This is a genomic window from Burkholderia sp. Se-20373 (assembly GCF_017104705.1).
Taxonomy (GTDB): domain Bacteria; phylum Pseudomonadota; class Gammaproteobacteria; order Burkholderiales; family Burkholderiaceae; genus Burkholderia.
The window spans coordinates 1-22,046 of the sequence record NZ_JAAGPH010000132.1; the positions used below are offsets into that span (position 1 = coordinate 1).

The following is a 22,046-nucleotide window of genomic DNA, read 5'->3' on the forward strand; positions in this document are numbered from 1 at the left end:
ATGGCCGGTCGCGTTTCCCCTCGGCCGCGCGCCGGCCGCTGCATACTCTGCCGCCGTGTCGAGTTCGAGCGCGTCCGCGAACAGCCGGTGCACGGCCGCGCCGTTCGGCTCGCGGCGCAGTGCGCCCGCACCGACGGCGACCGCGCGGTCGAGATAGCGCGCGAGCCGCGAACGGACGTCGGCCAGCGGCGAACCGGGCGCGAACACCGTCTCGAACGCCGCGCCGCACAGGATGCCGACCACCACGTACAGGAAGCGCGCGGTCGCGATATCGAATGCGTGCAGCGGCGCGGAGACGGCGTCCATCGCGATGATCGCCGCCGTATAGCCCGCGAGCACCGCCGCATACGCGCGGAAATTGCGCAGGAAGGTCGCGACGCCCGCGCACAGGCCGATCCACGCGGCGAGCGCCGGCAGGAACAGCTCGGGCGTCTGTGCGAAGGCGCCGGTCAGCACCAGCGCGACGGCCGCGCCGATCACGGTGCCGAGGATCCGGTACTGGCTCTTCGACAAGCCCATCCCGCGGCTGCCCTGCGCGACGATCCACACCGTCGACGCGGCCCATTTCGGGTCGTCGAGATTCATCCGGAACGCGATGTAGAGCGCGAGGAGCGACGCGGCCGTGTTGCGCAACGCGAAGCCGAGGGCGCCGGGCGGCAGCGTGAGCCGGGCGTCGCGCAGCGCGGTGCGCACGGCCGCGAGCGGCGGTAGAGGGGGCAAGGCGAATTTCATGCGGCGAGCATACGGGGGCGCGCCGCCGCCACTAAGCGGCGCGGACAGGATGCGTTATTGCACCGGGCAGGATAATCGCCGCCGCGCGAAGCAATTCGGCCGGCAAAGGTAAGATGCGCGCAGGTCGAACACTGAAGCACTTTGTATGGACTTCGAAAGCATCCGGATATTCCTGCGCGTGGTCGAGCGCGGCAACTTCACCGCCGCCGCCACGCACCTCGACATGCCGCTCAGCCGCGTGAGCCGCAAGGTCAAGCAACTCGAGGACGATCTCGGCGTCCAGCTGCTGTACCGCACCACGCGTCGCGTATCCGTCACCGAAGCCGGACGCGACTACTACGAGCGCTGCCTGCGCGCCGAGGACATCCTGCTCGACGCCGACCGCCAGGCCCGCGCGCTGCGCACGGCGCCGGAGGGCATGCTGCGCGTGCTGGTGCCCTATTCGATCGGCCTGTTCGAGCTGGAGCCGGCGCTCGCCGAGTTTCGGCGGCGCTATCCGCTGGTCCAGCTCGTGCTGATCTACGACAACAACCCGCTCGATCTGGTCGAGCATGGCTTCGACGTGGCGCTGCGCGCGGGTGTGCTGACCGACTCCAGCTACATCGCGCGCTCGCTCGGCTGGTCGCAGGCGAAGCTCGCCGCGAGCCCCGCGTATCTCGACCGCGTCGGCCGCCCCGCCACGCCGCAGGATCTCGCGCAGCACGACCTGCTACTCGTCGGCCGCGACGCGCCCGGCCTGACGTTGCGACTCACCAACGCGGCCGGCGAAGTGGCCGACGTGCCGGTGCGGCCGGTACTGATCACCAACGAATCGGTGACGGTGCTGCGCCAGGCCGCGAGCGGCGGCGGTATCGCGCTGGTCTCGACCCACTACACGGCCCGCCGGCTCGAGCGGAACGAACTCGAAGTCGTGCTGCCCGACTGGCACCGGACCGACGACGTCGAGCTGCACGTGCTGTATCCGCGGCGCGCGACGCTCGACAGCAAGGTGCGCGCATTCGTCGAATTCCTCGCGGAGGTGTTCGACGATTGGCGCACCGCCCCGTAACCGGCACGGTTCGCCCGGCGATTATTGCAGCAAGCGAAATCGATTAATGAGCCGGCCCGTGTTGATGGCGGCTCGCCACATCGTTAGCCTGTCGCGATGCAAAACCATTCCACACGCGACGGCAGCCGCCTGACCGCTGCCCGCAGGCGCGTCACGCGCGTCCCGCCTTCCTGACCGGCAGCATTCCGCCTTCCGAAGCCCGCCTCGGCTTCGTGCATTCGATCGAGCAGCACGTCGCACGCGTCGGCCCCCTCTACCGGGCCGCGTCGCGCGCGCCGTGCTTCCTTCCGTTCAGCCGCCGCGCCGTCCGTGCGTCGCCTTCGCGCGCGGCCGCGCGTGCCCGCCGCAACGGGTCGCATCCGTTCCGCCCCTTACGCCCCTTACGTCCCTTACGCAGGAAACCCATGTCCTCTCCGTCCACTCCAGCCGCGCTATCGGGCGGCCGTCTCGCGATCGGCACGATCGCGGTATCGCTCGCGATGTTCATGAACGTGCTCGACTCGTCGATCGCGAACGTCGCCATTCCGACGATCTCGGGCGACCTCGGCGTGTCGGTCGACGAAGGCACGTGGGTGATCACGATCTTCGCGGCCGCGAACGCGGTGTCGATTCCGTTGACCGGCTGGCTCACGCAGCGCTTCGGCCAGGTACGCCTGTTCGTCACGTCGATCCTGCTGTTCGTGTTCGCGTCGTGGCTGTGCGGGATCGCGCCGAACCTGCCGACGCTGCTCGCCGCACGAATCCTGCAGGGTGCGGTCGCCGGGCCGCTCGCGCCGCTGTCGCAGGCGCTGCTGCTCGGCGCGTGGCCGCGGCAAAAATCGTCGAGCGCGCTGGCGCTGTGGTCGATGACGGCGCTCGTCGGCCCGATCGCGGGGCCGTCGCTCGGCGGCTGGATCACGTACGACTACAACTGGTCGTGGATCTTCTACATCAACATCCCGGTCGGCTTCTTCGCGGCCGCCGTCACGTGGATCGTGTTCCGCGACCGCGAATCGGCCACGAAACGCATGCCGATCGATACGATCGGCCTGTTGCTGCTCGTGCTGTGGGTCGCGTCGCTGCAGATCATGCTCGACAAGGGCAAGGATCTCGACTGGTTCAACTCGCCCGTCGTGGTCGCGCTTGGCATCGTCGCGCTGATCGGCTTCGCGTTCTTCCTCGTGTGGGAGCTCTACGAAGCCAATCCGATCGTCGATCTGCGCCTGTTCACGCAGCGCAATTTCGCGGGCGGCACGATCGCAATCTCGGTCGCGTACGGGATGTTCTTCGGCACGCTGGTGCTGCTGCCGCAGTGGATGCAGGGCTATCTCGGCTACCGCGCGGTCGATTCCGGGCTCGCCACCGCGCCGCTCGGCGTGTTCGCGATCCTGCTCACGCCCGTCATGGGACGCCTGCTGCCGCGCACCGATCCGCGCTACATCGCGACGCTCGCGTTCGTCGGCTTCGCGGTCGTGTTCATGATGCGCACGACGTTCTACACCGACGTGTCGCGTTGGGATCTCGTGCTGCCGACGCTGCTGCAGGGCATCCCGATGGCGATGTTCTTCGTGCCGCTGACGTCGATCATCCTGTCCGGGCTGCCGCCGGAGAAGATCCCGGCCGCCGCGGGCCTGTCGAATTTCGGCCGCACGTTCTGCGGCGCGGTGGGCACGTCGCTGATCAGCAACGCATGGAACGACCGCACGATCCTGCATCACGTGCGGCTCACCGAACCGGCGAGCGTCACCAATCCGGTCTTCACGCAGCAGGTCGACACGACACGTTCGCTGCTGCACCTCGGCCCCGATTCGGCACTCGCGTTCTTCAACGCGTCGGTCGATTCGCAGGCGGCCGTGATGGGGTTGAACGACATCTTCTATGTGTCGGCGATCATCTTCATCGCGATCATTCCGCTCATCTGGATCACGAAACCGAAGCGCTCGGGCGGCGGCGATGCCGATGCGGCGGCGGCCGGCGCGCATTGATCCGCATTCGCGACGGCCGGGCCCCGTCCTGCACGCGCCGGGGCCCGCGTCGCCACGCGCCGACGTAATAAAGACTTGCAATCGATACAGGCGGAAACGTCAACAGCCGGTGCCCGCTCCGCGTTTTTTGGACAAGCGCCCACGATCCGGAGCGCAACGACAGGAGAAAACACCATGCGAGCCCTTACCCGCCATCTCGCGATTGCCGCGACCCTGATGTCGGTGCTGACCGGTACCGCGTTCGCCGATACGCCGTGGCAACAGGCGCACCCGCGCCGCGAAGAGGTCAACCAGCGCCTCGCCAACCAGAATCGCCGGATCCATCACGAAGTGAAGGAAGGCGAAATGTCGCACGCCGAGGCCGCGCGCCTGCACCGTGACGACCGCAAGATCCGCCGGGAAGAGCGGGACATGGCTGCGCAGGATCACAGCCACATCACGAAGAGCGAAAAGCACGTGCTGAACCAGCAGGAAAATGCGGTCAGCCACCAGATCGGCCAATAAGATCGACAACACCGGCAAGTGCCCATTCGCCATCACCTGAAACGCCCGCTGCCGCGATGCGGTAGCGGGTGCTTGTTGTGTATCGAATCGTTTCAACGCGCCAACGGCTTCAAACGCTGCGGGTATACTCCGTCGTCAGCCGCCTGTCGCATCGTCGTCCGTCAAAAACGGCCCGATTCCGGGCGGTTTCGTCGCGAAGCTTCGCGTTTCGCCTACCCCGCGCCCCAGCCTCGATACGAGACCCACGACGACCCACCATGAAACGATTCCTGCTGCTCCTTCCCGCCGCCCTGCTCGCCGCCTGCGGTTCCGCGCCCTCGTCCGACCCGGGCTCCGCCTCCGGTGCAGCGCCGATGATCTACGTGTCGTCGCAACGTCCGGCCTACGCGGTCGCCAACTGCCTCGACAGCCGCCTGTCGGGCACCGAGCAATCGCAGCACAACGGCGTGACCGACATCGCCATCGGCTCGAACTCGTACTTCGTCACGCTGACGCCGTCGGGCAACGGTTCAGTCATCAAGGTCGTGCGCGGCTCGGGCAACGAGCCCGCCGAGGAAGCGATGCGCTTCGCGATCGCGCGCTGCGCGATCTGATTCGAACCCGCCGACGCCGGGCGCCCGCCCGGCTCACGGCTGCGCGCCACCCCGCCGGCGCGCACGCCGAATATTTTCATCCGGGCAGCCGTCGATGAGAGAATCGCACCCACGATTCCCTTTCAACGGAGCCCGCATGAAGCACCTGCTGTCCCGCCTGTTCGTCAGCGCCGCGCTCGTCGCGCTTGTTCCGGCATGGCCGGCACAGGCGGCCACGCCGCCCGGCATCTTCGTCGTCGCCACGCAGCTCGGCGAATTCACGACCCTCGACCCGAGCGGGATCTACGAGCTGGTGCCGTCCGAATACGTCGCGAACACCTACGAACGCCTGGTGCGCGTCGACCTGAAGGACCCGACGCGCTTCGACGGGCAGATCGCGCAATCGTGGACGGTCGGCGCCGACGGCGTGACCTACACGTTCAAGCTGCGCCCCGGCCTCACGTTCCACTCCGGCAACCCGGTGACCGCCGACGACGTTGCGTGGTCGTTGCAGCGCACCATCCTGCTCGACAAGGGGCCGGCCGGCGTGCTCGCCGATCTCGGCCTCACGAAGGCGAACGTGCTGCAGAAAGTGCGCGTGGTCGATCCGCAGACCGTCGTGCTCGAAACCGACCGCAAGTACGCACCGAGCTTCGTGCTCAACGTGCTGAGCGCGTGCCCGGCCTCGGTCTTCGACAAGAAGCTGCTGCTGTCGCATCAGCAAGGCAACGATTTCGGCAGCGCCTGGCTGCGAACCAACGACGCGGGCTCGGGCCCATACCAGCTCGTCAAGTGGACGCCCAACGAGACCATCGTGCTGCAGCGTTTCGAGAAATACCGCACGCCGTACCCGATGAAGCGCGTCGTGCTGCGTCACGTGCCCGAAGCCTCCGCGCAACGCCTGCTGCTGGAGAACGGCGACGCCGACGCCGCGCGCAACCTGAGCCCCGACAGCCTCGCCGCGCTGACGAAGGCCGGCAAGATCAAGGTCGCGTCGTGGCCGGTGTCCGCGCTGCTGTACCTGAGCCTGAACACGAAGAACCCGAACCTCGCGAAACCCGAGGTGCAGCAGGCGATGAAATGGCTCGTCGACTACGACGGCATCCAGCGCAACATCGTCAGCACGACCTACAAGGTGCATGAAACCTTCCTGCCAGAAGGCTTCCTCGGTGCGTCGAACGCGCGGCCGTACAAGCAAGACGTCGCGAAGGCGAAGGCGCTGCTCGCCAAGGCCGGCTTGCCGAACGGCTTCGACGTGACGATGGACATGCCGAACGACTATCCGTACCTCGAGATCGCGCAGGCGTTGCAGGCGAACTTCGCGCAGGGCGGCATCCGCGTGAAGCTGATTCCGGGCGATGCGAAGCAGGCGATCGGCAAGTATCGCGCGCGCCAGCACGACATCTTCATCGGTGAATGGTCGCCCGACTACATGGACCCGAACAGCAATGCGCGCGGCTTCGCGTGGAATCCGGACAACTCCGACCAGTCGCCGACCAAGATGCTCGCGTGGCGCAACAGCTGGGACATTCCGCAACTGACGAAGGACACCGAGGCCGCGCTCGTCGAGCCGTCGCCCGCGAAGCGCGCGCAGCGTTACGAAGCGCTGCAGAAGGCCGTGCTCGCGAACTCGCCGTTCATCATCATGTTCGAGAAGGTCGTGCAGGTCGCGACGCGCCCCGGCGTGACCGGGCCGGAAATCGGGCCGATCAACGACCTCGTGTCATACCGCACGCTCGCGAAGTAATCGGGGCTGCCCGCGCGGCCGGCCCTGCCGGCGCGCGGGTAATCGCCGCCACCGCCGCGCCGGCGCTAGGTCGTGGGGCGGCCGGCGATCTACAATGGCCGGCACCGCGGAGGCCGGCGGGTCCCGGCGATGGCGCCAGGCCGTGTTCCAGCGGCTGCAGGACAACAAGCAGTTTCATATGACGTATCACGACAGCCGCGGCTGCGGCGCGGTCGTCTGCGAGCGCCACGTCGGCGACTGAGTCGGGCACGCCCACCGGGGAAAGAACATGCATTCGAGCGAGCACGCGGTCTGCGTGGCGATCAACGACAACAACCGCGCATGGTACGAAATGCTCGTGCCGTTCCTGCTGTCGCTGCGGCACACCGGCTACGACGGCCGGATCGCGGTGATCGGCTACGGCCTCTCCGAACGCAAGCGGCAGATCCTGGCGAGCCAGTCGGTCGACGTGATCGAAGCATCGGGCGCGTATACGCTGCCGGTCGGCCGCTTCATCGAAGCCGCCGAGTATTGCGCGCGCCACCCGCAGGTCCGCAAGCTCGCGCTGTACGACGCCGACATCTGGTTCTGCGCGCCGGGGTTCGACCTGTTCTCGCAGATCGGCGACGACCGGATCCACGCGTGCCCCGACCCGCTGTTCTGCACGTTCGTCGTCACGCCGCTGATCGGCGAGCGGCGCGACCATCACTGGCGTCTCGTCGTCGACGAAGTCTCCGCGCGCCACGGCGGCGCGTTGCAGGCCGGGCTCGTGGCCGGGACCGCCGATGCCTGGACACGCTACGCCAGCCACCTGCGCGATTGCATCACCCGCATCGGCACCGATTTCCAGGAATGCTTCGGAATCGATACGACCTTCCTGCACCTGTGGAGCGCACAGGGTGAAACCGCGCTGCTCGATCCGGTCCAGAACTTCGTCAGCAAGTACGGCATTCATGAAGCGTTCGATGCGAGCACCGGCACGACGACGCTCCGGTATCACGGCGAGCCGATCCGCGCGCTGCACATGACCGGCGATATCCGCTTCCTCGACCGGTGGCGCTACTACGCGAACCACACCGACGCCGCGCTGCGCGACGGCATGCCGTTCGCGCTGTCGGACGGCACGCCGGCGCAATCCGACCCGGTTGCCGCGCGCATCGCGGCGACCGGCTACGTCCGCTCGGCCGGGTTGACCGTCGCGGCCGCGGCGATCGAGGAAAGCACCGGCGCCTACCTGCAGGCGATCGACGAACCCGGCGGTACGATGCTGGTCGGCAGCGGAAACCACGAAATCGTGCTCACCGCGACCCGCGACATCGCGCGGCTGAACGTCTACGTCACGCATCCGTCCGGCTCGCCGTCGCCGCTGCTGTGCGAGGTGCTGGTCGACGGGCAGGCACAACGCAAAGGCACCGAGCTGATGGCGCATTTCTGGTATCAGGTCGTGGCCGGCACCGTCATCACGCTGCGCTCGACGAGCCTCGGCGGCCAGCAGTGCAACGTGATCTGGCGGCTTCGCGAGGCGCCGGACATGCAGCAGTAGGCTGCCGGCACGCGGCCGTTCAATTGAAGGCCGCCCACACCAGGTACGCATTCAACCCGACGATCACGACCGTCGCCGCACCGGCGACGATCCGCAGCGGCGGACGCATCGCGTAGGCGCCCATCACGTCCGCGCGTGCCGACAGCAACAACAGCGCGATCATCGGCAGCGGCAACACGAAACTCAGCACGACCTGGCTCGCGACCATCGCACGCGTGACGTCGCAGCCGAGCGCGACCACTACGAACGCGGGCACGACCGTCACCGCGCGCCGCACCCAGACCGGCACGCGGCGGTGGATGAAGCCCTGCATCACGACCTGCCCGGCCATCGTGCCGACCACCGAACTCGATACGCCCGAGGTCAGCAGCGCGACGAGAAACAGCGCGCCGGCCGCCGGCCCGAGTACCGGGATCAGCGTGTGATACGCGTCGCCGATGTCGGTCATGCCCGGCGCGCTCGCGTGAAACGCCGACGACGCCATCATCACCATCGCGAGATTCACGAACCCGGCCAGCCCGAGCGCGACGACGACCTCGCGGTTCGAGAAGCGCACGAGCCGCCGCCGCTCCGCGTCGTCGCGCGGCGCGGTGCGATCCTGCGTGAGACCCGAATGCAGATACAGCGTGTGCGGCATGATCGTCGCGCCGATGATCCCGACCGCGATCGTCAGCGCCGCGTGATCCGGAATCTGCGGGACGACCAGGTGGAACGCGGCCGCATGCCAGTCCTGCGGCGCGATCAGCAGCTCGCCGAGATAACACGCACCGATCACGCCGACCAGCGCCGCGATCGCGGCTTCCAGCGGCCGGAAGCCGCGCTTTTCGAGCGCGAGGATCGCGCCGGTCGCGAGCGCCGTCGCGATCATCCCCGCGAACAGCGGCAGGTGGCACAACAGCCCGAATGCGAGCGCGCCGCCGAGGAATTCGGCGAGGTCGGTCGCCATCGCGGCGATCTCGGACGCGACCCACATGCCCCACACGACCGGCGCGGGAAAGCGGTCGCGGCACAGCTCCGCGAGATTGCGGCCGGTCACGATGCCGAGCTTCGCGGACATCGCCTGGAACAGCATCGCGATCGCGTTCGCGGCCAGCACGACCCACAGCAGCCGGTAGCCGTACGCGGCGCCGGCCTGGATGTTGGTCGCGAAGTTGCCGGGATCCATGTAGCCGATCGACGCGATCACGGCCGGGCCGACGAACGGCAGCAGCGCGGTGACGCCGGTGCGGCGCCCTTCCAGCGCGGCGCGCGCCGCGCCGTCGGGGTGCGCGGTGGACAGGTCGGGCAGCGCGAAGCCGCCGGCACGTTTGCTCGTGACGGGAATCATGGTGAGGTTCCGTTCGAATGAGGAAGGATTCCTGAAGTTCGGGCGCCGTGGCCGGCATGCCGCCTGCCGGCCGAGGCGGCGGCGTTACAGCGGCACGACGTCGGGACGGTTGCGCGGAAACTGCGCGATCACGTCCGGCGCGACGTTCAGGTGCGCTTCGACGAGCTGCGGCGGCGTATGCGCGAGCCAGTCGGACAGCGACACTTCCGCATAGCGGTCGGTCTTGAAGATCTCGAGGAATACCAGATCGGTGCTTCCGGTGTTCTGTACGTAGTGCCCCAGGCTCTTTTTCACGTAGCCGACGTCGCCCGCACGGAAGTCGGCCGTCTGCGCCTTCGGCCCCGTGTCGAACACGGTCATCCGTGCGTCGCCCTGCAGGTAGTACTGCCATTCGTCCGCGTTGGGGTGCCAGTGCAGCTCGCGCATGCCGCCCGGATGCACGGTGACGAGCGCCGCCGCGACCGTGGTCGACACGTTGAAGTTCGTGCTGTCCGCGATCCGCACTTCGCCGCCGCGGGTCTTCCTGACCGGCTTCATGTCGCCGAGCGAGAAGATGAACGGGTGCGGCGGCGCCCCGGCCGACGACGCCGACGCGCGCTGCGCTTGCGCGAGCGGGCCCGGTTCGTCGCCCTGGAAGATCCACAGGTTGTCGAGCGGAATGTTCCTGAACGCGTCGGCCGGCACGCCGAAGTTGAGCGCAAGCACGTCGGGCGGCGTGTGCGCGATCCAGTCGGTCAGCAGCAGCGTGTTGAATTCGGACGCGCGGCCGTTATCGAACGCGAGCAGGAATTCGGCGCCGTCGGTGCCGAGGCCCTGCAGCGAATGCGGCAGGCCGGGCGGGAAATACCAGAGATCGCCGGTCTTCACGTCCTGCACCGATGGCCGGCCGAGTTCGTCGAGCACCGTGATCCGGCAGCGGCCGTCGAGCATGATGGCCCACTCGGCCTGCTGGTGCCAGTGCATCTCGCGAATGCCGCCGCGTGTGAGGCGCATATTGACGCCGGAAATGGTTTCGGAAATCGCAAAATCGTCCTGTGTGACTTCACGCGCCCATCCGCCATTTTGAATGCGTTTATGGGCGTTATTGAACGACGCCCAGAATAATGGCATCCCGTTGATATCGGTAGCCGGCGGATCCTGAAAGGACGGGAATTGATTGGCGATTGCCGGGTTTTGGGGCCCCGGGTCGGTCAGGCTCTGGCGGTTACGCGCATTCACCGCGCCTTCCGGCGGGCGGTCCGGATTACCGAACGAGGCGGCCTTGGCCGATACGGCGATACCCGCCGCGGCAATGGCGCCGGCCGTTCCCGCCAGCATCTTGCGTCGAGAAAGATTCGTCATGGTTTCCTCTTCATGCCTGCGATTGAGCGAATTTTCATTTACGGAACACATGCCGTTTTCGGATTATCGAAAATCGAACATCCCGTGACGCAAGTTAAATCCATATTCATCTAAAAATTAAATGAATTATTAACCTGAATTGATGAGTTAATCTGATTCGCTTTAATTTTGTAATGATTGAGGCAAGACGAGGTTCGGGGTGCAGGCAGCCGATGCCGATGAATCGGTCGTATCGGGTGAAGGTGGAAATGCGACCGGGTGCGGCGGCGACACCTGGAATGGCGACAGGAGGAGGATGAAAAGTGTCACGCCCGATCGCGATGCAGCGCAATCGCCATGCATCACCGATCATCTGGACGAAAGCGTGCGAATGCGAATACGACGAACGCCGAGTAACCCGTCCGGGATGCGTTTCATTCCCGCGGCATTTCGTCGAGCCGTTGCGCGGCGAACTGCAGTCCGCCCAGAATGCGTTCCGCGACCCGCGTCGGAAAACCGGCAGGCAGCGCCGCACCGACGGATTCGATCACCTGCGGCGTCATGGCGATGAGTCGCTCGACGATCGGCGTCGCGATATCACCGAGCAGACAGTGTTCGGCCATCGCGCTGAAGTGCCGCCGCGTAATGTCGCGCATTGCGTAGTGCTTGCGTTTGCCGTGCACGGCCATCGCCAGCTTCGCCTTGTGCCATGACCACTGGTTCGCGCCGTCGCCTTCGACCGGCCAGATCGACATCACATCGTAGAGGGGTGTCAGGCGAAAGCGGCCGCCCGGCAGCAGGCGCAGACTGAAATTCTTCGCATGCCCGTCCGGCGCCGCGAGCATCCAGAAAACGATCAGCGCTGCGAACAGTGTGTCGAGGTCTTCCCGCGCCGTTTCCGAACGGCGCAGGAGACTTGCCAGGTCGGGCACGCCAGGGCCGCCGTGCGACTCGTACTTCAGATGAGGCGGCACACCGAGCGCCTGACAGAAGTCCTCCTGCGGCAACCGTAACAGCCACCCGCCGTCGCGATGCAACGCACGATCGAAACGCTCGACCGACAACACCTTGTGCTCGCCGAAATGTACGATTTCCGCATTCGCGGCAGGCAGGCCGAAAGCGCGCAGGATCGCCAGACACAGCCACTCGTTCTCGACAGAAGCCGTGAGGTCGGCCCGCTTGTTGCCAACCAGGCCGAGCGGCAACTTGAGAATATGCGTCGTCGGCGTCGCGCCATGCGGGCGCATCCATCGCCCGTCGTGAAACAGCAGCGCGGTCTTTTCCTGTGCACCGGCCAGCGACAGCCGGAAATCGTCGTCGTCTCCGGCCGCGACCACCACGCCGCTGGCCTGGTCGAGCACACGTGCAACGTCGTCGTCCGACAACGGCGTGCCGTCGATACGATCCAGGCCGGTCGGCACGTCGTCTTCGCCGAGCAATTGCACCGCCCCGACGCAGTCACGACCGAGCGCGGCGAGAAGATCGAACGGCTCAGTCGTCGCCGTGCCGAACCTTGCGGCCAAGCGGCGCCGAATGACGTCGCTGTCCGGAAGCAGGTTGTCGAAGTAGTGATTGATGCGTTCACCGCGCAGCGGCGCGTCGCCGACACCAAACGGCAACGACAACGACAATGGGCGGCCGACGGTTGACTGCTTCCAGCCTGCGTCGTACAGCAGTTCCATGTCGCCGCGCGCGGGAATCCGCCAGGTGCCGACCCTCTGGCCATTCGCCCAGATCGACAATGCGCGAGTATGCGATTTGCGTCCCATCGCTTACCACTCGACGTCGGCGGAGCCGCGCCCGTCCTTCGTGCGGATGCTGAGCTCGAGACCGTACAACGCGGTCAGTTCGAGCAACTGGCTAAGTGACAGGCTTTCGGTACGCGTGGATTCGAGCAACGACAGGCGCGACTGGCCCACGCCGATCCGCATCGCTGCTTCGGCCTGCGTGAGGCCCTTGGCCTGACGCGCGGACGACAGAATCTCGCCCAGTTGCGCCGGCGTGTTGACGATGAAGTTCACGGTGTGGATTCCTGGAGACAATAAATGCAGTATATTCCTGTCAGACATAAACGCAAATTATTCCTGTCAGGCATAAACGTAAAATATGCCTGTCAGGAATAATCCACCGCCCCGCTCACGCCCCCTTCCGCCCCTATCACCTATCCTCACACCATAGTTTTTATCCGCTGGCGCGGATGATTTTGGCTTTGTTAGATGGATGACATTCGATCACCCGACGACAACGATCTAACAGCCGATGACCTGCGCGTTTGCCCGCACCGTCGAATCCCGCTATGCCGAGCTGACGCCGACCGCCAAGCGCATCGCGAGCTACATGCTCGCGAACCTCGACCGGCTCGGGCTCGAGACGGCCGACCAGATCGCGCAGCAGGCCGGCACGAGCGGCATCTCGGTCGGGCGGTTCCTGCGCAGCGTCGGCTACCGCAACCTCGACGATCTGAAGCGCGAACTGCGCGGCGGCGGCGACCGCCCGTGGATGATCACCGACCGGCTCGACGAATACCGCCGCATCGCCGGCACGCAACCGGCCGAACCCGACGGCAACGGCCGCGAGGGTACGCTCGCGTCGTCGCTCGAGCGCGAGCTCGATGCGATCCGCCACGTGTACCGGCTCGCCGAAGGCCCGGTGTTCGCGCAGGTGGCCGACCGGATCGCGCAGGCGGACGCCGTGTTCATCCTCGGCATCCAGTCGACGCGCGGGATCAGCAACGCGTTCAGCAGCTACCTCGAATACCTGCGCCCGCGCGTGTTCTATTCGGACGGCCAGTCGGGCTCGTACGTCGATTCGCTGAACTCCGAATTCGAGCGGCCGTACTGCATCGTCACCGATACGCGCGCGTATTCACGCAGCGCGCGCCGCTATTGCCAGGCGGCCGCCGAGCGCGGGCAACCGTTCGCGCTGGTCACCGATCTCTCGTGCCCGTGGGCACGCGACTGGCCGGCCGACCTGCTGCAGGTGAAGACCGACGTCGGCCAGTTCTGGGATTCGCTTGCGCCGCTCACCTGCCTGTTCAACCTGCTGATCACGGCCGTGGTCGACCGCCTCGGCCCCGCGATCGACCGGCGCGTCGCGCGCAACCGCGAACTGCAGCACACGTTCGATCAATTCGAATCCTGAATGCGAGTGCCTTCCGAACCGCCGATGAACGCTCACCGCCTCGTTGAAATCACGTCCGCCACGCATCGCGTCGACATCGATCTCGTCTACGCGACCGACCGCAACCTGACCGGCAAGCCGATCTACCGCCGCGCGCACTGCCTGCTGCTGGCGCCGGCCGAAGCCGCGCTGCGCCGCGCGGTCGACATCGCCGCGCAAGCCGGCTTCACGCTGCGCCTCTACGACGCGTACCGGCCGCCGCAGGCGCAGCAGGTGCTGTGGGATTTCCTGCCCGATCCGAACTTCATCGCCGATCTTGGCCGCGGCTCGAATCACAGCCGCGGCACCGCGCTCGACCTGACGCTCGTCGGCGCGGACGGCGCGCCGCTCGACATGGGCACCGGCTTCGACGAGATGGTCGCCGCCTCCGGTCACTTCCACGCGGGGCTGCCCGAAGCGGTGCAACGCAACCGCCTGCTGCTGCTCGGCGTGATGCACGCGGCCGGCTTCGCGCACATCGACAGCGAGTGGTGGCACTACGAATTGCCGGGCTCGCGCGCACTGCCGCAAATCGATAATGCCGACAGCGGCCCGTGGCACCTGATGTGATGGCCCGACGTATTTCCCTCACCGTTCACGTTCGACGACTTCAACGATCTCAACGACAGATGGAGCGCACATGAAATTGCTGACATCCCGGCTCGTCGCGGCGCTGGCCGCCGCGTCCGTTCTCGCCGCCGTTCCGCTTTCCGCCGCGCGCGCGGAAACGCCGAAGGACATGTTCGTGATGGCCACGCTGCTCGACGAATTCACGACGCTGGACCCGGGCGAGATCTACGAGCTGGTGCCGGAGGAATACGTCGCGAACACGTACGACCGGCTCGTGCGCGTCGATCTGCGCGATCCGTCGAAATTCAACGGCGACGTCGCCCAGTCGTGGACGGTGAGCACCGATGGGCTGACCTACACGTTCAAGCTGCGCCCCGGCCTCAAGTTCCACTCGGGCAACCCGCTGACGGCCGACGACGTCGCCTGGTCGATCCAGCGCGCGGTGCTGCTCGACAAGGGGCCGGCCGCCGTGCTGACCGGCATCGGGCTCACGAAGGCGAACGTCGTCGCCAACGTGAAGAAGCTCGATGACCTGACGGTATCGGTCACGACCGACCAGAAGTACGCGCCGACCTTCGTGCTGAACGTGCTCGGCTCGTGGCCCGCATCGGTGGTCGACAAGAAGCTGCTGCTGTCGCACCAGCAGGGCAACGACTTCGGCAACGCATGGCTGAAGACCAACGAGGCGGGCTCCGGCGGCTACAAGCTCGTGAAATGGACGGCCGGCGACAGCGTCGTGCTGCAGCGCTTCGATGGCTACCGTCTGCCGCTCGCGATGAAGCGCATCGTGCTGCGCCACGTGCCCGAAGCCGCGAGCCAGCGCCTGCTGCTGGAAAACGGCGACGTCGACGCGGCGCGCGACCTGAGCCCCGACGATCTGGCGTCGGTCGTGAAATCGGGCAAGGCGAAGGTGTCGGCCTCGCCGCAGGCGACGCTGCTGTATCTCGGCCTCAACACGAAGAACCCGACACTCGCGAAACCCGACGTGCAGGAAGCGCTGAAATGGCTGGTCGACTATGCGGGCATCCAGGGCAACGTGGTGAAGACGACCTACAAGGTGCACCAGACCTTCCTGCCCGAAGGCTTCCTCGGCACGCTGAACGCGAATCCGTACAAGCTCGACGTCGCGAAGGCGAAGGCACTCCTCGCGAAGGCCGGCGTGCCGAACGGCTTTTCGGTGACGATGGACGTGCGCAACGACTATCCGTACACCGAAATCGCGCAGGCCGTGCAGGCGAACTTCGCGCAGGCCGGCATCAAGGTGCAGTTGATCCCCGGCGACAACAAGCAGACGCTCGCGAAATACCGCGCGCGCCAGCATGACATCTACATCGGCGAATGGTCCGCCGACTACATCGACCCGCACAGCAACGCGCAGGGTTTTGCATGGAACCCGGACAATTCCGACAAGTCGAGCTATAAAATGCTGGCCTGGCGCAACAGCTGGGACATCCCGCAACTGACGAAGGAAACCGACACCGCGCTCGCCGAACCGACCGCCGCGAAACGCGCGCAACGGTATCAGGCGATGCAGAAGGACATGCTCGCGCATTCGCCGTTCGTGATCATGTTCGAGAAAGTCGCGCAGGTCGCGACGCGGCCCGGCGTGAGCGGGCTCGACGTCGGGCCGATCAACGATCTCGTGTCGTACCGCAACCTGAAGAAGCAATAAGATTCGCCGCATGTCGACTCCCGCCTCCTCCCTCGAAGCACTGCGCACGCTGCCCGCGCGACGCCCGGCCGTGCGCTGGGCCCTGCGCGTGCTGCGCTGGGCGCTCACGCTCGCCGTCACGTTCGCGGGGCTGCTCGCGCTGACGTTCGTGATCGGCCGCAAGGTGCCGATCGACCCCGTGCTCGCGATCCTCGGCGATCGCGCGTCGGCCGAGGCATACGCGGCCGAACGCATCGCGCTCGGCCTCGACAAGCCGCTTGCCACGCAATTCCTGATCTATGCGCGCGACGTGCTGCACGGCAATCTCGGCATGTCGCTGCTGACCGCGAACCCCGTGCTCAACGACATCAGGCGCGTGTTCCCGGCCACGCTCGAACTGGCGACGATCGCGACGCTGATCGGCATTGCGATCGGCGTGCCGCTCGGCGTCGCGGCCGCCGTGAAGCACAACCGGCCGATCGACCATGTCGCGCGCTTCGTCGGGCTGATCGGCAATTCGGTGCCGGTGTTCTGGCTCGGGCTGATGGGGCTGCTGCTGTTCTATGCGCGGCTGCACTGGGTCGGCGGGCCCGGCCGGCTCGATCCCGTGTACGACGGGATGGTCGACACGCGCACGGGCAGCCTGCTGATCGACGCGGCGCTCGCGGGCGAGTGGGACGTGTTCCGCAACGCGGTGTCGCACATCGCGCTGCCGGCCGCGATCCTCGGCTACTACTCGGTCGCGTACCTGAGCCGGATGACGCGCTCGTTCATGCTCGACCAGCTGAGCCAGGAATACATCGTCACGGCGCGCGCGAAGGGCTTGTCGGAACGGCGCGTGATCTGGCGGCATGCGTTCGGCAACATCATGGTGCCGCTGCTCACCGTGATCGCGCTCACGTACAGCAACCTGCTCGAAGGCTCGGTGCTGACCGAGATCGTGTTCGCGTGGCCCGGGCTCGGCTCGTACCTGACCGGCGCGCTGCTGAACGCCGACATGAACGCGGTGCTCGGCGCGACGCTCGTGATCGGCGCGATGTTCATCACCGTCAACCTGCTGACCGACGCGCTGTACCGCGTGTTCGATCCGCGTGCGCGCTGAGGGCCGACCCGACATGACCGCTTCCCCCCTGCTTCTTTCATCGCCCATGCCGAAGGTCGTCCAGTCATGAATGCCGAGCGTCTCACCCTGCGTGCGTGGCTGCTCTCCGACGCGCCCGCATCGCGCTCGCAGGCCGCACTCGGCCTCGCGTACCGGCGCTGGCGGCGTTTCGCCGCGAATCCGCTCAACCTGTTCGGGCTCGCGATTCTCGTCGCGCTGATCGTCGTCGCGATCGTCGGCCCGCTGATCATGCCGCACGACCCGCTGCGCCAGGTGCTGTCCGACCGGCTGCTGCCGCCGGGCTCGCCGTCGCACTGGCTCGGCACCGACCAGCTCGGCCGCGACATCCTTTCGCGGCTGATCGCCGGTTCGCGCCTCACGCTCGGCATCGCGATCCTCGTCGTCGTGATCGTCGTGCCGATCGGCCTCCTGATCGGCACGACGGCCGGCTACTGCGGCGGCTTCGTCGACAGCGTGCTGATGCGCCTCACCGACATCGCGCTCGCGTTCCCGAAGATCGTGCTCGCACTCGCGTTCGCCGCCGCGCTCGGGCCGGGCGTGATCAACGCGGTCGTCGCGATCTCGATCACCGCGTGGCCCGCGTATGCGCGGCTCGCGCGGGCGGAGACGATCCGCATCGCGCAGGCCGACTTCATCCACGCCGCGCGCCTGCAGGGCGCGTCGGGCCCGCGCATCCTGCTGCGCTACATCGTGCCGCTGTGCATGTCGTCGGTGATCGTGCGCGCGACGCTCGACATGGCCGGCATCATCCTGACCGTCGCGGGCCTCGGCTTCCTCGGCCTCGGCGCGCAGCCGCCGAGCCCCGAATGGGGCTTCATGGTCGCGTCGGGCCGCAACGTGCTGCTCGACGCGTGGTGGGTCGCGACGCTGCCCGGCTGCGCGATCCTGCTCGTGAGCCTCGCGTTCAACCTGCTCGGCGACGGGCTGCGCGACGTCTTCGATCCCCGCCATGGAGCGTGACATGCCGATGAATCCCGCCCCCTCGCCCGCGCCGCTCTGCGAGATCGACGGCCTGAAGATCGGCTTTCGCGGCCATGACGGCACCGTCACCGACGCCGTGCGCGACCTGTCGCTGACGCTCGCGCCAGGCGAACGGCTCGGCATCGTCGGCGAATCGGGCTCCGGCAAGTCGCTGACGGGCCGCGCACTGCTCGGCCTGCTGCCCGACGCCGCGCGCTGGTCGGCACGTGCGATGCGCTTTGCGGGCCAAGATCTGCTCGCGATGTCGCCGGGCGAACGCCGGCGGCTGTGCGGCAGCCAGATGGGCATGATCCTGCAGGACCCGAAATATTCGCTGAACCCGGTGATGACGGTCGCGAAGCAGATGGGCGAGGCGTTCCGGCTGCGTGAGCCGGGCCTGCGCGGCCGCGCGCTGCGCGAACGGATCGTCGACGCGCTCGCGGCCGTGCAGATCCGCGACCCGGCGCGCGTCGCCGATGCGTATCCGCACGAGCTGTCGGGCGGCATGGGCCAGCGCGTGATGATCGCGATGATGGTGTCGACCGGCCCGCGCCTGCTGATCGCCGACGAGCCGACTTCCGCACTCGACGTCGCCGTGTCGATGCAGGTGCTCGCGGTGCTCGACGCAATGATCGCGCGACACGGCACGGGCCTGATGTTCATCAGCCACGACCTGCCGCTCGTGATGTCGTTCTGCGATCGCGTCGCGGTGATGTACGCGGGCCGCGTGGTCGAAACCTGCGCCGCGCGCGACCTGCGCGACGCATCCCATCCCTATACGCGCGGGCTGCTCGCGGCGAACCCGCCGCTCGCGAACCCGCCGGACGAACTGCCCGTGCTGCGGCGTGATCCGGCGTGGCTCGAGCCCGCGTCGCACGCCGGCACGCCCGCCGATCGACAGGAGGCCGCACGATGATCGACGTCGATTACGCATCGATCCGTTTCCCGACCCGCACGGGTCACGTCGACGCCGTGCGCGACGCGAGCTTCGCGGTGCGCGACGGCGAGGTGTTCGGGCTCGTCGGCGAATCGGGTTCCGGCAAGTCGACGCTGCTGCGCGCGCTGACGGGCCTCGTGCCGCTCGCGTCCGGCAGCCTGTCGATCGACGGCCGGCCGGTGGGCGGCACACCCGATCGCGCCTTTCGCCGTCACGTGCAGATGGTGTTCCAGGATCCGTACGCGTCGCTGCATCCGCGCTTCACGGTCGACCAGACGCTGCGCGAGCCGCTGTCGATCCATGGCATCGGCGACACCGATGCACGCATCGCCCGCGCGCTGTCCGAGGTCGGCCTCGGCCCCGCATTCCGGTTCCGCTATCCGCACCAGTTGTCGGGCGGCCAGCGGCAGCGCGTCGCGATCGCGCGCGCGCTGATCGTCGAGCCGCGCGTGCTGCTGCTCGACGAGCCGACGTCCGCGCTCGACGTGTCGGTGCAGGCGGAGATCCTGAACCTGCTGCGCCGCCTGCATCGCGAACGCAGCCTGACGATGATCCTCGTCAGCCACAACCTCGCGGTGATCGGCTTCCTGTGTCAGCGCGTCGCGGTGATGCAGCATGGCCAGATCGTCGAGCAGCTCCGGATCGAGGACGTACGCGCCGGGCAGGTGGCCCGCGACTACACGCGCACGCTGCTGAACGCGACCGAAGGCTATCGCCGTCTCGACGCGGTGGCGGGCGCGCCGGCGGCCTGACATCTGCGCGCCGTGCCGGCATGCGATACTCGGCACGCCACGCGCCGCCCTGCCGCGCATGGAACCCTTGTGCGCCGCACGGGTCAACTTCCTTTCGTCAACAGCTCAACCGCAATAGGGAGGCGTTCATGCTGCAATTCATCGAAACCCTGGTCGTCGGGCTCATCGTCGGCCTCCTCGCCCGCGCGCTCAAGCCCGGCGACGACAAGATGGGCATCCTGATGACCATCGTGCTCGGCATCGTCGGCTCGCTGGTCGCCGGCTACGTCGGCCGCGCCGCCGGCTGGTACGCACCGGGCCAGGGCGCGGGCTGGATCGCGTCGATCATCGGCGCGATCGTGCTGCTCGTGGTCGTCGGCGCGGTACGCAAGCGCACGGCCTGAACGCCGCACCTTCGGCTTCAACGCAAAACGGCCGCTCGGTAACGAGCGGCCGTTTTCTTTTGGATCGCCGATATTCACCTGCGCACCGCTTCCACGATCCGTAAACTCGTTGACTTCGCAACGACCTGTCGCGACGACCGGCATCGGACGTCCGCTTTCCGGTCGAGCGTACACCACCGGCATTACCCTGATTTGATATCTCGCAAATCAGGCATAGATTGAATTCAGCAATACGAAATCGTTTGCTCCTATCCCAAATTTGTAATTTTCCACTCAAGAGTTTCAATGGTTTTGCCGTTTACGCATACAGCATCGCAGCGTAAGACGGACTGCCACCCGAGCGGCCCCGCTGCGACGCGCTTCCTCTCTGGAGCCTGTCATGAAGCATCGCCCTATCGCCGCCTCGTTCGTCCTGGCTGCTTCGCTTCTGGCCACTTCCTCGTCCTTCGCCGCCGGCGCGTCCGGCACCCTCTATTTTTCCGGCATGATCGTCGAGCCGCCCTGCTCGTTCGCGGTCGATACGGCCGATGTCGCTCGCGGGCAGGTCCGTCCTGACTGTCCGCGCCCGGCCTCCGGCCAGATCGCGTTCGTCGACGCGGCGAGCCAGCAGGCCATCAAGACCACGACCTTTACTCAGGCCTCGCGCGCAATCGTTTTACCGAACCGTCGGGGCAACAACCAGGCGCCGATGATCGCCGTCGTGACGTACCAGTAAAGCCGTCCGCCGGCGCGGGATCCAACGGATTCCGCGCGCCGGTTCGGCGTACCTGCGTGGTCGCCGGTCAATCGCGATGGCGCGCGATCCAGTCGCTGAACGCGCGGATCTTCTGCTGGTTGCCGAGGTTCTCGGGATAGACGAAGAAATAGCGCGCGCCCGTCTCGAGCACGATGTCGAACGGGCGCTCCAGCCGGCGCGCGCTGACGTCGTCGTCGACGAGCGTCACGTCGCCGATCGCGACGCCGAAGCCCTGCATCGCCGCGTTCGTCGCGAGATCGAGCGTGTCGAACGTCGGCCCGCGCGCGGGATCTACACCCCGCTCGCCGGCGTGATCGAGCCACGCGCGCCAGTCGCGATGGTCACGCGTCGGATGCAGCAACGTATGACGCGCAAGATCGCCGATCGCATCGAGCGGTGACGTCTGCCGCAATTCGGGCGCGCAGACGGGCGTCAGCCGCTCGTCGAACAGCGGCAGCGCGAACACGCCGGCGCCCGGCGACGTACCGTAGACGACGGCCGCATCGAACGGCTCGGTCGAGAAATCGACGACGTGCTGCCACGCGGTCGTGATCTGCACATGGAGATCGGGATGCTCGCCCTGGAAGCGCATGATGCGCGGCAGCATCCAGCGCATCACGCAGGTCGGCACCTTCAGCGCGAGATCGGTGCGCTGCCGTGTGAGCCGCATCGAAATGTCCTCGATCCGCGCGAAGCTCTCGTTGACCACCGGCAGCAACTGCTCGCCCTCCGCCGTCAGCGTGAGGCCCTTCGCATGCCGCTTGAACAGCGGGAAACCGTAATGCGCCTCGAGCGTCTGGATCTGCCGGCTTACCGCGCCCTGCGTGATGCACAGCTGCTCGGCCGCGCGCGTGAAGCTGCGGTGGCGGGCCACCGTCGAGAAGATCTGCAGCGCGTGCAGGGGCGGAAGTCGGCGCATGAAGAAGGCAAACGGAAAAACGGCGCGGAAGGACCGCGCGCCGACCCCGGCGCGCACTGTCCGACACGATAAGCCAAACGCCCGCTTTGCGCGAGGCGCGGGACGCTCAGGCCGTCGCGG

General features: G+C 67.0%; 22 protein-coding genes. 16 read left to right on the plus strand and 6 right to left on the minus strand.

The genetic code is table 11. From position 1 onward, the window contains the following. Positions 1–732: FUSC family protein (locus G3N96_RS30490; protein WP_206139499.1), on the minus strand; the 732-nt coding region annotated here is incomplete at its 3' end. A gap of 145 nt (positions 733–877) precedes the next feature. Between G3N96_RS30490 and G3N96_RS30495 the strand changes: the two genes are divergently transcribed. From G3N96_RS30495 to G3N96_RS30525, 7 genes are all read left to right on the plus strand, one after another. Beyond that, on the plus strand, positions 878–1,780 hold the full coding sequence (locus G3N96_RS30495) for a LysR family transcriptional regulator (protein WP_206139500.1): 903 nt from the start codon (positions 878–880) through the stop codon (positions 1,778–1,780). Between the two features lie 404 nt (positions 1,781–2,184). After that, positions 2,185–3,744 (plus strand): DHA2 family efflux MFS transporter permease subunit, encoded by a 1,560-nt coding sequence (locus tag G3N96_RS30500; RefSeq protein ID WP_206139501.1) that lies wholly within the window; start codon positions 2,185–2,187, stop codon positions 3,742–3,744. 174 nt (positions 3,745–3,918) lie between these two features. After that, positions 3,919–4,248 carry a hypothetical protein gene (locus tag G3N96_RS30505; RefSeq protein ID WP_089442213.1) on the plus strand — a complete coding sequence of 110 codons (330 nt, stop codon included), beginning with the start codon at positions 3,919–3,921 and terminating at the stop codon, positions 4,246–4,248. A gap of 257 nt (positions 4,249–4,505) precedes the next feature. Then, positions 4,506–4,841: a sugar ABC transporter ATPase gene (locus G3N96_RS30510; RefSeq protein WP_206139502.1), complete on the plus strand. Its 336-nt coding sequence runs from the start codon at positions 4,506–4,508 to the stop codon at positions 4,839–4,841. A 136-nt stretch (positions 4,842–4,977) separates the two neighbouring features. Then, complete coding sequence (locus tag G3N96_RS30515; protein WP_206139503.1) at positions 4,978–6,567, plus strand: ABC transporter substrate-binding protein; 1,590 nt, start codon at positions 4,978–4,980, stop codon at positions 6,565–6,567. 94 nt (positions 6,568–6,661) lie between these two features. Continuing rightward, positions 6,662–6,808 carry a hypothetical protein gene (locus G3N96_RS30520; protein ID WP_206139504.1) on the plus strand — a complete coding sequence of 49 codons (147 nt, stop codon included), beginning with the start codon at positions 6,662–6,664 and terminating at the stop codon, positions 6,806–6,808. 27 nt (positions 6,809–6,835) lie between these two features. Further along, a complete protein-coding gene (locus G3N96_RS30525) occupies positions 6,836–8,089 on the plus strand; it encodes a hypothetical protein (RefSeq protein WP_206139505.1) in 1,254 nt (417 codons plus the stop codon). 19 nt (positions 8,090–8,108) lie between these two features. Here the strand turns inward: G3N96_RS30525 and G3N96_RS30530 are convergent, their stop codons facing one another. From G3N96_RS30530 to G3N96_RS30545, 4 genes are all read right to left on the minus strand, one after another. Continuing rightward, positions 8,109–9,416, minus strand: coding sequence for an Nramp family divalent metal transporter (locus G3N96_RS30530; RefSeq protein ID WP_206139506.1), 1,308 nt, complete (start codon positions 9,414–9,416; stop codon positions 8,109–8,111). An 84-nt stretch (positions 9,417–9,500) separates the two neighbouring features. After that, positions 9,501–10,757: an oxalate decarboxylase family bicupin gene (locus G3N96_RS30535; RefSeq protein ID WP_206139507.1), complete on the minus strand. Its 1,257-nt coding sequence runs from the start codon at positions 10,755–10,757 to the stop codon at positions 9,501–9,503. 413 nt (positions 10,758–11,170) lie between these two features. Then, entirely contained in the window at positions 11,171–12,505 is a 1,335-nt protein-coding gene (locus G3N96_RS30540; RefSeq protein ID WP_206139508.1) for a type II toxin-antitoxin system HipA family toxin, read from the minus strand. Between the two features lie 3 nt (positions 12,506–12,508). Then, a complete protein-coding gene (locus G3N96_RS30545; protein WP_089442206.1) occupies positions 12,509–12,757 on the minus strand; it encodes a helix-turn-helix transcriptional regulator in 249 nt (82 codons plus the stop codon). A 238-nt stretch (positions 12,758–12,995) separates the two neighbouring features. Between G3N96_RS30545 and G3N96_RS30550 the strand changes: the two genes are divergently transcribed. From G3N96_RS30550 to G3N96_RS30590, 9 genes are all read left to right on the plus strand, one after another. Next, positions 12,996–13,877, plus strand: a complete 882-nt coding sequence (locus tag G3N96_RS30550; protein WP_206139509.1) for a MurR/RpiR family transcriptional regulator — start codon at positions 12,996–12,998, stop codon at positions 13,875–13,877. A gap of 24 nt (positions 13,878–13,901) precedes the next feature. Further along, positions 13,902–14,465 (plus strand): D-alanyl-D-alanine dipeptidase, encoded by a 564-nt coding sequence (gene ddpX / locus G3N96_RS30555; RefSeq protein WP_124577334.1) that lies wholly within the window; start codon positions 13,902–13,904, stop codon positions 14,463–14,465. A gap of 70 nt (positions 14,466–14,535) precedes the next feature. Further along, entirely contained in the window at positions 14,536–16,137 is a 1,602-nt protein-coding gene (locus G3N96_RS30560) for an ABC transporter substrate-binding protein (protein ID WP_124577336.1), read from the plus strand. Between the two features lie 10 nt (positions 16,138–16,147). Then, positions 16,148–17,218 (plus strand): ABC transporter permease, encoded by a 1,071-nt coding sequence (locus G3N96_RS30565; RefSeq protein WP_206139510.1) that lies wholly within the window; start codon positions 16,148–16,150, stop codon positions 17,216–17,218. A 66-nt stretch (positions 17,219–17,284) separates the two neighbouring features. Continuing rightward, positions 17,285–18,199: a nickel transporter permease gene (gene nikC, locus G3N96_RS30570; RefSeq protein ID WP_124577340.1), complete on the plus strand. Its 915-nt coding sequence runs from the start codon at positions 17,285–17,287 to the stop codon at positions 18,197–18,199. A 1-nt stretch (position 18,200) separates the two neighbouring features. Next, positions 18,201–19,115, plus strand: a complete 915-nt coding sequence (locus G3N96_RS30575; protein ID WP_206139511.1) for an ABC transporter ATP-binding protein — start codon at positions 18,201–18,203, stop codon at positions 19,113–19,115. Continuing rightward, a complete protein-coding gene (locus tag G3N96_RS30580; RefSeq protein WP_206139512.1) occupies positions 19,112–19,888 on the plus strand; it encodes an ABC transporter ATP-binding protein in 777 nt (258 codons plus the stop codon). The genes G3N96_RS30575 and G3N96_RS30580 overlap by 4 nt, the downstream gene beginning before the upstream one ends. Before the next feature lie 128 nt (positions 19,889–20,016). Further along, the gene (locus G3N96_RS30585) at positions 20,017–20,271 is read left to right on the plus strand and encodes a GlsB/YeaQ/YmgE family stress response membrane protein (RefSeq protein ID WP_046548078.1); all 255 of its coding nucleotides are present in this window, start codon (positions 20,017–20,019) and stop codon (positions 20,269–20,271) included. A 379-nt stretch (positions 20,272–20,650) separates the two neighbouring features. Beyond that, positions 20,651–20,986, plus strand: coding sequence for a type 1 fimbrial protein (locus G3N96_RS30590; RefSeq protein ID WP_206139513.1), 336 nt, complete (start codon positions 20,651–20,653; stop codon positions 20,984–20,986). Between the two features lie 67 nt (positions 20,987–21,053). Here the strand turns inward: G3N96_RS30590 and G3N96_RS30595 are convergent, their stop codons facing one another. Continuing rightward, on the minus strand, positions 21,054–21,926 hold the full coding sequence (locus G3N96_RS30595) for a LysR substrate-binding domain-containing protein (RefSeq protein ID WP_124577348.1): 873 nt from the start codon (positions 21,924–21,926) through the stop codon (positions 21,054–21,056). Between the last annotated feature and the right edge of the window lie 120 nt (positions 21,927–22,046).